This is a genomic window from Amycolatopsis rhizosphaerae (genome assembly GCF_007713715.1).
GTDB lineage: Bacteria > Actinomycetota > Actinomycetes > Mycobacteriales > Pseudonocardiaceae > Amycolatopsis_E > Amycolatopsis_E rhizosphaerae.
Map to the genome: position 1 here is coordinate 1 of NZ_VJWX01000161.1, position 13,753 is coordinate 13,753.

A 13,753-nucleotide genomic window follows, 5' to 3' on the forward strand; every position below is an offset into this window, starting at 1 on the left:
GGGGTGCATGGGGGTGTTTTAATAACCCCCGGAGGTAAGCGTGGCCGACAGCGACAGGCAGCCGAACACGCTCCTAGCTGGGGTTATGAAGCAGGCGGGGGCGACGAACAAGGGCTTGGCTCGTCGTGTTCGCCTATTGAGCGAGCAGGACGGCGGAGAGCCAGTCAGGGCCGACCATGTCTCGGTGAAGCGCTGGCTGGACGGAACCACCCGTCAGCCGCACCCCCGCACCTGCCAGCTGATCGCGCGGGCCTTGAGCGACATGCTCGGCCGGGCGGTGTCCCTCGCCGAGATCGGCTTCGCCGCAGTCACCGAGGACCGGGCCAATGTTGGGCTGGAGTATCCGGAAGACGTCGCACAGAGCGTCGCTGCGCTGGGCGCGATCACCGAACTGGAGCTGAGATCGCCAGCGCGGACGGACCTGGCCGTCGTGCCGGAAGCGTGGAGCGGTCTGGTCATCCGATGGCTCACCGAGTCCGACGACCGGACTGGACCGCCGCCCGAGTCGCGACCGATCACCATGATGGACGTCGAGGCCGTGCGGGACACCACCGCGATGTTCAGCATCTTCGACTACAAGTACGGCGGCGGACGGCCGAAGTCGCTGGTCGCGACGTTCCTGGACCAGCAGATCCTGCCCAACATGCCGCACGTCTCGCCGCATGATCCGGTCGGTCGGGAGTACTTCCGGGAGGTCGCAGCCTTGACCAGGCTCGCAGGCTGGACCGCCTACGACACGGGTGCGCACGGCCTGGCCCAGCGATACCTGACGCAAGCCTTCCGCCTGGCCAAGGCAGCGGGAGACAAGCCCCTGTGCGGTCGAATCCTCGCCGGGATGTCGCACCAGGCGAACTTCCTCGGCCATTACCAGCGGGCCGTCGACCTCGCCAGAGCCGCATACAAAGGGGCCAACGGTCACGCCACACCGACCACCATGGCGCTGTTCCACGCTATGGAAGCGCGCGCCCTGGCTTCGCTCGGCAGGGAGGCGGACGCGACAGCCGCGCTGCTCACAGCCGAGCGCTGGCACTGCCAGGGCAACCCGGAGAACGACCCGGAGTGGATCAGGTACTTCGACACGGCCGAGTTGCACGCCGAGTTCGCACACTGCTTCCGGGACCTCGGCAACTCCCAGCTCGCGAACCACCATGCGGCTACGTCAATCCGGGAAGCGGGCGCGACCTATGTGCGCAGCCTCTCGTTCGTCCGCACGGTCCTCGCGACTTCCCATCTGCAGGACGGCAACCTGGACGAAGCTCTGCATGTCGCGAAGTCAGTGGCCGAGACAGCCGCGCAGTTGAAGTCCTTCCGCGTGGTCTCCTACCTCGACGACTTCCGCGCGCGGATCGCGGGCTTCTCGAAGGATCCGCTCGTCAAGGAGTTCCTGGAGTTCGTGGACTTGAACCTGCCGTCAAAAAGCGCGCCAGTGTCGCGGAGCCTGCTCGTCGCGTAGATCCGCGATGCGCTTGTGAACCTCGGCTTCGATCTCGGCCGACTGGTCCGCCAACTGTGCAAGCCACGTGGTCATGTTCAGTTCTCGCACAGCTCGGATCACCGGGAAGCCAGGCCAGGTGATCGCGTCGAAGCCGTAGGCCGTGATGTACGCCTGGTACTCCTCCTCCGAGGCCCAGCCGAACGCCTGGTGCCGGACCGACAACACCGCGGCGTCCCACTCGCGGGGGCCGTAGGCGAAGTCCTCGAAGTCGATCAGTTGCAGGCTGCCGTCCGTCGCGCGGATCAGGTTCCCCGGATGCGCATCTCCATGCACCGGCCCTGGCGGCAGCACGAACTCAAGGTTCTCGAACCGCGCCGCCAGCTCCTCGTGCCGATCTCGCAGGAAGGCGAGTTCGGCGGGGGAGATGCAGCCGCCCGGGATCTCCTCCAGGCGTGGCTCCACTTTCGGCATCGGCGCGAAGTCGGGAAGCGCGAAGCTTGTTGGCGCTGGCAGGGCGTGCAAGTCGTGCAGGACCTTGCCGAATTCCGCGGCTGTGATCGGCTCTGGATCTGAGGGTATGTACTGCCAGAAGGTCACGGGCAGTCCCTGGACCACATCGGGGCCGTCCGCGTCCACGGCGAGCCGAGTGGCGGGGAAGCCGTGCTCTTCGAGCCACCTTGCGACCCGGATTTCCTTCCGAGCCGCGTCGACCGAACGGCCCACGCGCACGACAACCGGTTCCCGAGGGAGCCGGTAGACGGCGTTCTCGCCGAACCGGAGCGTCACGGCCCCAGTTGGGTCAAGTCCGCGCCCCTCGCACGCCTCGGTGAGTACGGACAACGTCGACTCCGAGGTGAAGAGCGCGCCCTCAGTCACTACACCGCTCCCGTCCGCGTCGGCTGCTGCCTCAGCCTAAAGGCGACCGGGCCAGTGGGCTGAGGTCGGCGCGACCTTGACACCGGTTTGCGGTTGGTTCACGATCGAAGTCCCGTGGTTCAGTATGTTTCTCGAAAACTGGGAGGACGAGATGCACGCTTACTTCTTGGGCAAGGACCCGGAATCGCAGGAAGGGCAGTCGCCGACGCTGTTCGCCACCGATCGGGCGGACCGGGTCACGTACATCGCACAGGGGTGGAAGGTCACGGACCCGCAGGTGCTGGCGGACGTGGGGCCGGTGCCGGAGCATGAGACGCTGATCGAGATTCCGGAAGACGTCCTCAAGTACTATGCCCGCCGCTACCTGCAGGAAGGGGAAGACCGCTGAGCCGCTTCATCGAACCTGGCCCCGAGTTCGGCCAGCTCTTCCGTAGCTTCGAGCACAGCGCTTTCAGGCTGGAGACGCGCGACCAGTACAAGTCCGCGAACGAAGCCGAAGCGCTGCGGCAGTTCGTCGCCGGGGAGCCGGTGGACATGGGCTGGTTCGAGAACTGGCTCGCGATGATCCGGCAGGCGACCAGAGAGGGCAAGCGGTACGCCAGGGTCCGCGTGGTCACGGTGCCGCTCACCGACTACAGCCGCTTCGGGCTGTTCTGCTCGGGCCACACCAACGGCGCTGGCGAAGACATCCGCTACCTCGACCGGGCGCAAGCCGCGGACCTGCCCAACTACGACTATTGGCTGTTCGATTCGCGTCTCCTGGTGCGGATGCACTTCGACCAGGATGAGACCTTCCTCGGTGGCGAAGTCATCGAGGATCCGGCTGCCATCGTCCAACACAACTACTGGCGAGATGCAGCGTGGCACAAGGCTCTCCGACGGGAGGACTTTGCCGCGTAGCGGACCGACTCACGTGCCGAGCGTCCATGATGCGCGTGCCGCGCTGGGCGCTCGGCTTCGTGAGCTGCGCGTGAATGCCCAGCTCACCGGCCGCCAGCTTGCGGCGCTGCTGCACTGGCCGCATTCGAAGGTCTCCAAGCTGGAGAACGGCCGGCAGACCCCGAGCTCCGAGGACATCCGGGCCTGGACCGGTGCCACCAACGCCGTCAGCAACGCCGAGGCACTGCTGGTGTCGCTGCAAACGCTGGAGACGCAGTACGCCGAGTGGCAGCGACAACTCCGCACAGGGCTCAAGCCCCACCAGGCCAAACTGACCGAACTCAATGCCCGGACGCGCTTCTTCCGGGTCTTCGAACCGACCTTTGTGCCTGGCCTCCTCCAGACGGCCGAGTACGCCCGCGCTCGCTTCGAGCAAAGCGGCCGGGTCTTCGGCGTACGCCACGACATCGACGAGGCAGTGCAGACCCGTATCCAGCGCCAAGAGATCCTCTACCGGCCGGAAAAGCGCTTTCACTTCGTGCTGACCGAAGCCGTCCTGCGGTACCGGCTCTGTCCGCCTGAGGTCATGCTCGGCCAGCTCGACCGCCTGGTGTCGCTGTCCATGCTGCGGAACGTGAAGCTCGGCATCATCGGTTTCGACGTCGAGTACGACGTGGCGCCCGCGCACGGCTTTTGGCTGCTCGACGAGGATCGGGCGATGATCGAGACCTTCTCCGCAGAACTCAACCTGGCCCAACCACAAGAAACTGAGTTGTACGGCCGCATCTTCGCCCGACTCGCGACGGTCGAGGGCATCAGCTACGGGCGGGATGCCCGCAACCTGATCGCCAACGCCGCCGAACACTGGGCCGCCTACCAACCGGATGAGAGCGCCTAGTTTCCCGTTCGGTCGAGGACTTGATCAGCTTCGAGAAACACTGAGAAACATTCTTCGTGTGAGCCATGCCGCGGCCATACGCTCCCGCTGCAACAAGCACCACCTACTGAGGGAGCGTCGTGGAAGCATCATTGATCCAGTCGGAGACGGCCATCTATCGACTCGACAATTCGCCTGGCTACGTCTATGAGGCGATGGCTGATCACCTCGCGGGACGGATTGCGCACGGCGAGCTGACGGCGAACATGCCGCTGCCGTCAGAGCGGCGGCTTGCCGAGGAATACGGAGTCTCGCTCGGCACAGCCCGTCACGCGACTCGCGTGCTTCGCGTCCGCGGCCTGGTCGTCACCATCAGGTCGAAGGGCACCTACATCGCGCCAGACGCGAAGGCGCAGGCCCAGGAGCAACTGGCTGGTTCCAACGGTGCCAGTGGCCATGCCTAAGCCGAGCGACGAGGACTACCGGCAGCAGTACGAGCGCGTCAAGAAGCTGCTCGACCGGCTTGCTGAACTGGCCGAGAACATGGACGACTTCGAGACCGCGGCCGTTGACATCGTGCGAGCCGACGTGGTGGGCATCTGTGAGCTGACCGAGCCCGATGAGCGGGACTTCCTGCAGAGCCTCGCCAGCGCGGGTCAGTTTGCTCGATCGACGCACCGCATCGTGCGGTCGTACCTGGCCGAACTGTGCAAGGCAATGGACCACGAGGGGATTCGGTTGCCGACTGCCGTCCTCCGGTGAGCGCCTGACAAACGCGGCTGGGCGCGCATGGCCCCTGCAGCCGCGTCCAGCCGTGACCGCCGCGCGCGACCGGTCGGGCGACCGGCAGGCTTGCGCAGCCAGCTCAAGACGGGATGTTCACAGCAGAGCTGGTGCGAGGCCCTTGGGACAGTATCCGCTTGTCCCAAGGGCCTCGCGTCTTCCAGCTCAAATCGCTTCGATGACGCTGCCCGCCCGCGTCCGAGGGAAGCCGCCGGAGACAGAACACCGGCCTGGGCGCGTTGACCGACACCGCGTACCTGCCGCAATGGAGTCCGGCGGAAGCCGCCGGAGACAGTTGGGGTGAGGAAAACGGCGCCGAGGTAGCTGCCGCCGCCGCAATGGAGTCCGGCGGAAGCCGCCGGAGACAGCCTGGGCCTGCGCGATGACCGGAACCTGGTAGTTGTACCAGCCGCAATGGAGTCCGGCGGAAGCCGCCGGAGACAGGGCTCGCGAAATTCGTGGCCGCTGACCTGGGATTTTACCGCATGTTGCCTTCAATTCGCCGTCGTCCGGCAACGGCACAGAGCCGGATCCCTCGTCCGCCCTCGGGTGAGCTTGCTGTCCCAGCCCGGTGTCTTCGTTGTCGGCGAATCGTGCTTCAACCCATTCAAGATAGAACAACCGAGGACAGTAAACCAATTCGTTCACCATTCTCGCTGGCAGCGGGTCTTCTCCCACGGTGACCTCATCTCGGTATGAACAGTCCAAGGCCGAAGTGACTCAGGTGACCGAGAGGCAGCGGGCCAGCTACCTCGCGGTTCAGCCGCACGGAGACGAAAGCGGAGGGGCGAACGCGCTCCGGGGAGGACGGCCGATTTCGGCGGAAGAACCTCGGATCATCTGACACGCGCAGTTCTGCGACTTCGACGCCCAGGCCTCGGTAGCTGAGTTCACGTTCTAGTTCGCTGCGGAGGAACTCGTGCCAGTCGCGCTTCTTCCGGTACCGCGACGGCGTGAATGGCGTTACCGAGTGCCAGAGCCGCGAAGGTCCGGTCAGTTGCGGCGCCAAGTCGCGAACATCCCCGGCCTCAGTTGCTCGAAGGGTGAGGCGCCACTTGTCGTTCGTGCCGGCGCGCAACGAGGTCACTCGTGTCAATGCCTCCAACTCGTCACCGCCCAAGCCGCCCGGAATCCAGACCAGCAGCCCGTCGAGGTGTTTTGACTCGTCGAAGAGAGGCAGGTAGTGCGCGTGCTGGTGGTTATCCCGCGCCCGGCTCCCCTCGGCGGTTTTGCCGCCGAGCATGCTCTCCGAACGCTCGCTGCGCAGGCCACCGAGCTTGCTCAGAGCCGCCCTGCGAAGCAGGTCGGTATAGATCAGGGCATCGGCCTGCGGCGGATGGACGCGCTGAGCGATGGCAAACCGGACGGCGGTGACGGGTGCGTTCGGCCTCCGGCGTTGCACGCGTGATGCAGGCTTCCTCTGCTGATAGGCAAGAAACTTCGTGCCTGCGGGGAAGAGCAGACCACCTTTGCGGACGTCGACCGGCCGTGCGACGAGCGCAGCGAGATCGAGCGGCCGTTCGGGAGCCAAGACCGTGGCAATCTCGGCGTTCTCGGGGATGAATTCCGCGACGTCGACCGGTTCCCACACCTCGTGGTCTTCCGGTTCCCACTGGTCAACGACTTCCGCCTCGCAGATGCTGTCCGCTCGCCCGAGATAGGGCAATGACATGGCGAGCTTGGCTAGCGCGTCTTGTTGAGGAGGGTCGAGGTCCAGGCTCCGCCACTGCAATACCAGCTTGGCATCGCGGTCGACCACGGCGAACGCATCCAGGGTGCGGTCGACGCTGGAACCGGCAAGGGTGTGCCTGCTGTCGGGGTAGTAGTGCCTCGTATGTGCGATCTCGTGCGGAGGTACGAAGACTGTCGGTGGTTTCGAAAGCTCGTCAAGCAGGCCGTGCACGATGTGCTCGTCGAGGTCGGGCACGCGTGTCTGCCACACCGCGTAGAGCGCGCGCAACACCCGCCACGGTGACGGAGGCAGTTCGACGGCACCTTCGTTCACGTGCCGCCCCCACGGGGTCGCGTGGTAGCGACCCCAAGGAAAGCGGATCACGAGCGTGGTGGTCACTTTTTCTTGCCCTTGTCGGCCCACTGCACGGTGAGCGGTCCGCTCGAACCGAACACCTCGGCGCAAGCGGGCACCAGGCGAGCGACTCGCGAGGTCAGTTCGTCTAGTTCGGGCAGAGGTGCGGAGTTCCGCCGCGGTTCCACCTCGCTGATCAACTCCAGGTCGCAGGCGGTGCGCAGCCGCAGGTTGCCGTCCGACAGTAGCGAGCGAATCTCCCACAACGCGACCGTTTCTAGCAGTTCCGTCACCGTTTCCGGGAGACCGTAGGAGCGCAGCAGCCCGGTGTCCAGGACGAATGACGCACGGATCCGCTTAGCCGTCCATTCCGTTCGGGCGAACGGAACCGATCCGTAGCCCTCGGCCGTGCCACCGGATTCCTCGGACAGCTGGTGGCGAACCCGGTCGGACTTACGGCCGCCGCTGTGCGCGCGTTCCACGTGGTGCGCCTCGATGACGGCAGACAGCGTACGAAGGAACTTCGGCTGTCCCCACCAGTCCTTCTGGGAGAAGAACACACCGTGGATGAGACAGAAGGGGTCCAGTCCGGCGACCGCGGCCGCCATTGCCGACCGGTTGAGCGGCGTGTCCTTGGCGAGGCCGAGCCGTTCCCGGATCAGTTCCAGCATCGGCTTCCTGTCGAGAGTGGAAGCGTGGATGAACGGCGAGGCCAGCCGGTGGGCTTCCAAGCGGCTAGAGGTCAGGAACTCGTCGGTGCCTGCTCTCACCACCCGTACCCAGGGCAGTCCGTCCAGCGCGGAGACAGGACGGTCGTTCGCCTCGTCCCAGGCTGTCGCTTCCAACCGGTTCGCCATCGACTGCACCGACTCCACCAGCAGGGACGGAACCTCCTGGCCGTCCTCGAAGCGAGTGAACGTGGCCGCGCCGAGATCGGGGAACCCAGTCGGCTGGAAGGTGCTGCCCATGACCGGGGCAAGCTCGGCCTCATACATCAGACGGTTGGTCACTCAACGAGCCTTTCTCCTTTGGCAGGACGGCGATCCGGTTCAGGGATCGGAGACGATCTCTTTCCGCTAGGCGGAACAGCAGGACGGCGGCCAGGCGCTCTCCCGCGACCCTGGCGGGCGGCGGCTCGACCGCGACAGGCAGGCCGCTGATGGACAGTCGGCGCGCGGCATCCCGCACAACCTCCTCGCTGCGGTTGGCAAGCAGCAGCGCAGGCCAGTTGTTACCCGGACGCAGCAGGATAGGGGAGGTCGCCCCGTCTTCGCGGGGCACGTGCAGCGGCTCGACCGATGTGAAGGGCAGCAGGAATTCCAGCGCACCTCCGATGAAGTCGTTCCCCAGGTACGGCAGCCGGAATTCGGAGTTCGCCCATTCGACGGTGAGAAGCCCAGCGAGGAGATCGGCGATCCTGGCTTCGTCCAGCTCCCCGGCCATCAGGGCCCGCACATCTTGCCGACGGGCGTAAAGCCCCCGCTGGAACCCGATCCGCGCGCCACGCACCGCCGGTCGCTGGTCACCCGCTTCCGCTTCGTCGAGGCGGGGCATGGAACGCCGCCGCGCCACCTCGGCCAATGCAGCCATAAGTCCCGCGTTGAGCGAGACCGGGCTTGGACGGCCAGACCAGTTAGGCCGTCCCCGACTGTCGGCGACAACCGGGGACAACAGCGAACGCAGGCCGCTCAGCGACCAGCCGCCTGCCCTGATATCCCGAGCGGTAGCCAGGGCGAGCGCTACGCGAAGCTCAGCATCATCGGCTAATCGCGGCCGCAGCGCTTCGGCGATCGCTTTGCTGCCGAGCAGCACCAGCGGCGGGGCCGCCTGCTGCGCCCGGCTCGACCGCGCCACCGTCTCATGGCAGTGTCCGATTGCGGCGAACACCTCGACGAGGTCCGCCGCTTTTCCGGTGGTGGCATGGATGAACAGCGCTTGCTCGACACCACGCAACCTGCTGGCCACCGCTGACGGGACGCGACCGCGAAGCGAATCCAGCCACGGATCGAGGTGAGCCAGCAGGCTGACCGAACGGCGGGTGCTCGGTACCTCGACACGGCCGGCAGGGATAGCGAGAGGATTCTGCCCAAGACGGTCCACGAAGACATACCGCTGGAACGCCCGGATACCGCGGTCCACGCCCAGGTTAGCAATGGCGCGGACGAAATCCAGCGCGGAACGTGCAGGCCCGGATCGCCAGTGAGCCTTGCCTTCACCCAGCAACTGCACCAACTCGGCCAGGCGCATCGGCGCAGACCACTCCGGCGCCCACAACTCTCCGAGTGCATCCTCACCACCGGCGGCCGAGCTGAAACCGCTGGTCGCCCCCCTGACCTGAAAGGGCAGTGCCGCGCCACTGTAGTCCGCGCCATGCCGTCGAACCACGGCGGAGGCGAACAGCAAGGCCCCTTCCACCGTCATCAGGAGCGCCCACGGGTTGACGAAACCCTTGTCGTCCGCCTTCTCGAAAGGGGAGGATTGGATGCCTCCCGCCCGGCCCGGATCGAACTGCCCCACCGCATCCCGGAGATAAGAAACTGACTCGGTGCCGTTCAACAGAGAGGACAACCAGTGCGGGCCGCGCTTGTCCCGCCAGATCGCCTGCAGACGGCTCAGGTAGGTGACCGAGAGGTCCTGGCGGCCGAAGTTGCCACCTGTGCCCAGCAGGCGGCTGAACGCCACGTCTTCGTCGCCGACCAGCGCCGTGGCGGCGTCTAGCCAGGCGAGTGCGGCATCCGGGAACAGTTTGCGACACAACTGCAGCACGTCGCGCTTGCGACCGGAATCCCACAGGTCATCGCCCTTGCCGCCCCAGCCGAGAACGCGACCTTGCGCCACCACCTCGTCACCCGCCGCCACAGCCTCCCGAAGACCGTGCAGGCGGGTATCCGTGGAATCCCGCACCCAGGCTAGCGCTGCTTCAGCCGTCGTATTCTTGCCGTTGGCGGCGAAACCTGACCCGGCATTCCAGGGCGAGACAATTGCTTCAGGCTCGAAGTACTTGCTCAGCTCTCCTGCTAACTCGTCCGTTGTTGCCAGTTTTGAGCGCAGCACGAGCCGATTGCTGCGCCAGTATCCGGAAGCCTCTGGGTCGAGCAGACGTGTGACGGCACGCAGTACACCGAGTGCGGACAGGTAGCCGCCGAGCGGTGTCGAACCGCATCCGCGCAGGATCACTTCGGGCATCAGGCGCCCCCGTTCTGGCTGGCGCACCAGTCCGCCGAGCGCACAATGGCCTCGCAGAAGGCGAGGCGGAACGGCCCCAGATCGGCCCGATCCCGCAACCGCAGGGCACGATCGGTCAAGGAACCGGCTCCGATTTTCGTTGGAGCGAGGGACAGTGCGTGGCCTGCTAGACGTCTGCCGCTTGGCAGGTCGACCGGGTGGGTGGTCGATCCCTCTCGCACGCCGAGCACAGTGTCTTCTGCTTCGCCTTCCTGAGCGCGAATGGTCACCCGCGCCTTACCGTGATGCGCCAAGGCCAGGTAGGTCACGAGATCCGGCTCATCCACGCTGTCGAGAAGTCCGGTATCCGGTTTGAGGAGCAGCAGCGCGCTGACCAGTTCGTGCCGGAAACCGGGTGGATCGTGACGAAGTGTCCTGTTGCTCGGGGATTTCGCCCAGATCGTCGTAGTGTTGGGTGGCGGAGTATCCGGGTTGGCCTTTTCCAGCGAGGTCACGAACACCAGGTGCGTTTTGCCGAGGTCGTGGTAGCGCGCCGCGAGCGCGATCGCTTCGAGTTGCTGCGCGGGCAACTGCGGCGATACCTCTGCGAGAAGGCGGCGAACTTCCCGCTCGGCGTCGGCGAGGTGATCGACCAGCGGAATCCAGGCGTCGTGTCCGACCGACTGCGGGTCTGTGTTCGTGGCGTTTGGCTGCTCAGGCTCGTCGTTCGCGGACTTGACGGCAAGCTCGACCGGGCAGACGGCAGTCTTGCTCGCCGGATCGAACCCTGTTTCCGCGGTGTACCCGCCGCTAGCGGCGTCACTGACAAGAAGTGCGGTCGGGCGGATATCTCTGGGCCCGGCCAGGAGCCACTTGCCGTCGCGCTGGTCGTACACCAGGACCTTGTTCTTCGTCGCCAGATCCTTGATGGCCTTGATGGGCGCCGGGCACAGTTCCGCACGCTGCGGTGTCGGCATCTTCTCCAGTTCGTCGGCGTCCGGCAGATGACGCCAGGCCACGGACACTGTCCGGTCGGTGGCGTCGCGTATGAACGGGCTCACGTCGATGTCGCTGCCAGAGAGGTCCGGGGCGGTATCGAACAGCCCCAGCAGGTCCCGCTTGCGCAGTACCGCATGCACTGCCCTGCCCTCGGGCACTTGCTGACCGGCGAGTTCTTCGCTGGTCAACGCGCGTCCGTCAAGCGTGCGTAGATGCTCCGCGGTTGCCTGCACATCGGCGGCGTCGTATGGATGGGCGCCGGCGGGCGGCGCGGTCCACAGCAACCGCGCGCGGCGCGCGTAGCCGTCCCGGTTACACCGCCCAGCCCGCTGCACGAGCGATGTCCACGGTGCCACCTCGCTCACCAGTGTCTCTGAGGTGACGTCGACCCCGGCTTCGAGCACCTGGGTGCTGACCACGATCGTTCCGTATTCACCCACCTCGGGGTCCACAGCGTCTTTCGTGTGCTGGTCGCGATCGTCCGGGCGAAACCGTGAGTGAAGCAGCACCACTTTGGCTGCAGGTGAAGCCCGGCGCAGTTCGGCAAAGACGTCTCTTGCCCGGTCCACGGTGTTCAGCATGACCAGGGTCCGGGTACCAGGCTGGTGTGCGGCGAGTACATGCTCTGCCAGCGCCTTCGGATACCGCTTGCGATCAGGATTACCCAGGTCAAGCTCGGTGATCTCCCGCGTCGCCTCCAGCCTCCTTTGAAGATCACCAATCCGGTCCCTGTCCGTCACTTCGACCACGGACAACTTCCGTCGCAGGTCAGCCGTGCGTAGGCGGTCGGGGTCCAAGGTGGCGGACATCCACATCGAGCGGCAGGGCAACGCGGTGCCGAGCTTCTCCCGCAGCCCTTGCAACTGCAGTGATGTCCATAGGCCGGGCCCCATCAGTTGGACCTCGTCGAAGACGAACTGGACCCCGGCATGGAACAGCCCGAAGCTCATCGGCCACGCGGGCCTCGGCTCCGCGAAGCCGCGCATCAGCAGCCGCGACAGCACCATGTCCTGCGTGCCGACGAAGATCCGTTCGCACTCGGGGTGGCTCTTCCAGTCCTGGGCCTCCGGGTCCTCCCCGCCCATCAGCACATGGACCGGCGTCGAGCGCCGTAACCGGCCCAGCCATTCTTTGGCCTTGTCGACGGTCTGCTGAACGAGTGTCCGCTGCGGCAGGACGAACACCAGCCATCGTGGCGTGTTGTCCGGGTCCACGTCTCGGCGGTGCAACCAGGCCAAGACCGCAGCCAGCGTCTTGCCCGCACCCGTCGGCGCGCGCAAGACCTCCGGCAGCCCGTGCTCAGCCAGGTGCTCCTGGTACGGGTACGGCTTGTCCCCGCCCGTTGCCTTCGCAACCAGCTCCGCAAAGGTCTGGTCCTTCACCGGGTGAACCCCCTGGTTGTGGCTGTCATTCGCCGTCACTGGTAGTCGATCACGGCGCCATTCGTGTTACCGCGGTCCTCGACTAGCGTTGACGGCGGCCATGAAACCACGCCCCACCGACAGTCTTGGCACCCGAACTTGGACACGGCCTCTGATGGATCCCAGTTGCTGCGAGCGGTCCGGTAGTGACTCTTTCCCTGGGGACCGCTCGCATGCAGGTCAGGAGCCGTTTCGCCGTGCCGAGAGACTCGCTGGACCGAGTCGGGGAGTTGGTTTTTGGAACCGCTCGCAACGTGCTCTAACATCGCAGGTCACAGGGCGCGAAATTCGCGAGCCCTGCCTCCGGCCACAACGGCGGGACTCCATTGCGGCCACCTCGGCCCTAACTGGCAGTCCCTCCCCGAGGACCATCTGCCTCCGGCCACAGCGGCCGGACTCCATTGCGGCTTGACCTGCTGCAGCTGCCGAGTCACCGGGTCGGTCTGCCTCCGGCCACAACGGCCGGACTCCATTGCGGCTCGCCCACCACGCGCCAGGTGTCCGGCGGCACGACCGCTGCCTCCGGCCACCCTGCCTCCGGCGACCACGCCGGACTTCATTGCGGCTCGCCGGCGTCACCGGAGGACACCAGGATGGCCTCTGCCTCCGGCGACTACCGCCGGACTCCATTGCGCAGGGTAGTTCTTCCCGAGGCGTCTCAGGCTCCGTCTCAATCCCCGTCTCAGTCGTAGCCGACCGCGCCAGTTCGAGATCAGTGCCAGCTCAGCTAACAAAGCCCTGACCAGGTGAAACAGTAACCGGAGTCGTTTGTCGAACCTCGGTGACCACCTCTGAACACCGTGATCCAGAACTCGAAATCGTGTGACGGTTAACCCCGTCCGTGGGTTCAAATCCCACCGCTACCGCTCTCGAAACGCCGGGTGGGCCCCGCAAGGGCCGCCCGGCGTTCGTCGTTGCCGTCTCGGTACCCGGCCCGGCTTCTCAGAAGATCAAATACTGCCGCTGTGGTCCGTCGGTTCCGCTACGGTGCGGACATGTTCGTTGTCACGGTGACCTACACCGTCCCGCTGGAGGACGTTGACCCGTGGAGACCGGCCCACGGCGATGGCTGAATGACCTCATTGCCCGGCAACTGCTGCTGGTGGCCGGACGTCAGGTACCCCTGGTCGGTGGCGTCTACCTCGCTGCCGGGATGCCCGTCGAGGATCTCGACCGGATCCTGGCCACCGATCCCTACGTGCTCAACGGCGTCGCCACGCACAGCGTCGTGGAGTTCGTACCGTTGCTCGTCTCGAATGGTTTGGAGAACCTCAAGTCCCACGGCTGACGAC

Annotated in this window: 12 protein-coding genes; 7 read left to right on the top strand and 5 right to left on the bottom strand. The window is 65.8% G+C overall.

Features of this window, described 5'->3' with window-relative positions; translation table 11 throughout:
- Positions 1-40: 40 nt before the first annotated feature.
- Positions 41-1,453 (top strand): NsdA family TPR-like regulatory protein, encoded by a 1,413-nt coding sequence (locus FNH05_RS17370; protein WP_246127791.1) that lies wholly within the window; start codon positions 41-43, stop codon positions 1,451-1,453.
- Here FNH05_RS17370 and FNH05_RS17375 read toward each other — a convergent pair.
- Positions 1,412-2,311, bottom strand: coding sequence for a phosphotransferase enzyme family protein (locus FNH05_RS17375; RefSeq protein WP_144589649.1), 900 nt, complete (start codon positions 2,309-2,311; stop codon positions 1,412-1,414). The genes FNH05_RS17370 and FNH05_RS17375 overlap by 42 nt on opposite strands.
- A 124-nt stretch (positions 2,312-2,435) precedes the next feature.
- Between FNH05_RS17375 and FNH05_RS17380 the strand changes: the two genes are divergently transcribed.
- From FNH05_RS17380 to FNH05_RS17400, 5 genes are all read left to right on the top strand, one after another.
- A complete protein-coding gene (locus tag FNH05_RS17380; RefSeq protein ID WP_246127792.1) occupies positions 2,436-2,699 on the top strand; it encodes a hypothetical protein in 264 nt (87 codons plus the stop codon).
- A gap of 8 nt (positions 2,700-2,707) precedes the next feature.
- Positions 2,708-3,211 carry a DUF6879 family protein gene (locus FNH05_RS17385; RefSeq protein WP_342781575.1) on the top strand — a complete coding sequence of 168 codons (504 nt, stop codon included), beginning with the start codon at positions 2,708-2,710 and terminating at the stop codon, positions 3,209-3,211.
- A 13-nt stretch (positions 3,212-3,224) separates the two neighbouring features.
- The gene (locus tag FNH05_RS17390; protein ID WP_246127794.1) at positions 3,225-4,088 is read left to right on the top strand and encodes a helix-turn-helix domain-containing protein; all 864 of its coding nucleotides are present in this window, start codon (positions 3,225-3,227) and stop codon (positions 4,086-4,088) included.
- A 194-nt stretch (positions 4,089-4,282) separates the two neighbouring features.
- Complete coding sequence (locus FNH05_RS17395; protein WP_144589670.1) at positions 4,283-4,531, top strand: GntR family transcriptional regulator; 249 nt, start codon at positions 4,283-4,285, stop codon at positions 4,529-4,531.
- Positions 4,524-4,829 (top strand): hypothetical protein, encoded by a 306-nt coding sequence (locus FNH05_RS17400; protein ID WP_144589655.1) that lies wholly within the window; start codon positions 4,524-4,526, stop codon positions 4,827-4,829. Before FNH05_RS17395 ends, FNH05_RS17400 begins: the two co-directional genes overlap by 8 nt.
- Before the next feature lie 706 nt (positions 4,830-5,535).
- On the opposite strand, the gene csb2 is transcribed toward FNH05_RS17400, so the two are convergent.
- Genes csb2 through cas3g form a run of 4 tightly spaced genes read right to left on the bottom strand, consistent with a single transcriptional unit; the run spans position 5,536 to position 12,422 of the window.
- Positions 5,536-6,921 carry a type I-G CRISPR-associated protein Csb2 gene (csb2, locus tag FNH05_RS17410; protein ID WP_144589657.1) on the bottom strand — a complete coding sequence of 462 codons (1,386 nt, stop codon included), beginning with the start codon at positions 6,919-6,921 and terminating at the stop codon, positions 5,536-5,538.
- Positions 6,918-7,886 carry a type I-G CRISPR-associated RAMP protein Csb1/Cas7g gene (cas7g, locus tag FNH05_RS17415; RefSeq protein WP_144589659.1) on the bottom strand — a complete coding sequence of 323 codons (969 nt, stop codon included), beginning with the start codon at positions 7,884-7,886 and terminating at the stop codon, positions 6,918-6,920. Before cas7g ends, csb2 begins: the two co-directional genes overlap by 4 nt.
- Positions 7,864-10,062, bottom strand: a complete 2,199-nt coding sequence (cas8g1, locus tag FNH05_RS17420; protein WP_144589661.1) for a type I-G CRISPR-associated protein Cas8g1/Csx17 — start codon at positions 10,060-10,062, stop codon at positions 7,864-7,866. The genes cas7g and cas8g1 overlap by 23 nt, the downstream gene beginning before the upstream one ends.
- Positions 10,062-12,422 (bottom strand): type I-G CRISPR-associated helicase/endonuclease Cas3g, encoded by a 2,361-nt coding sequence (gene cas3g / locus FNH05_RS17425; RefSeq protein WP_144589663.1) that lies wholly within the window; start codon positions 12,420-12,422, stop codon positions 10,062-10,064. The genes cas8g1 and cas3g overlap by 1 nt, the downstream gene beginning before the upstream one ends.
- Positions 12,423-13,506: 1,084 nt before the next feature.
- Here cas3g and FNH05_RS17430 point away from each other — a divergent pair.
- On the top strand, positions 13,507-13,749 hold the full coding sequence (locus tag FNH05_RS17430; protein ID WP_144589665.1) for a YciI family protein: 243 nt from the start codon (positions 13,507-13,509) through the stop codon (positions 13,747-13,749).
- The last annotated feature ends 4 nt before the right edge of the window (positions 13,750-13,753 follow it).

Bases quoted from the DNA above. Each gene is read 5' to 3' on its own strand.
- FNH05_RS17395 (WP_144589670.1), top strand. From the start codon at position 4,283: ATGGCTGATCACCTCGCGGGACGGATTGCGCACGGCGAGCTGACGGCG.
- FNH05_RS17400 (WP_144589655.1), top strand. From the start codon at position 4,524: ATGCCTAAGCCGAGCGACGAGGACTACCGGCAGCAGTACGAGCGCGTC.
- cas8g1 (WP_144589661.1), bottom strand. From the start codon at position 10,062: ATGCCCGAAGTGATCCTGCGCGGATGCGGTTCGACACCGCTCGGCGGC.
- FNH05_RS17380 (WP_246127792.1), top strand. From the start codon at position 2,436: ATGTTTCTCGAAAACTGGGAGGACGAGATGCACGCTTACTTCTTGGGC.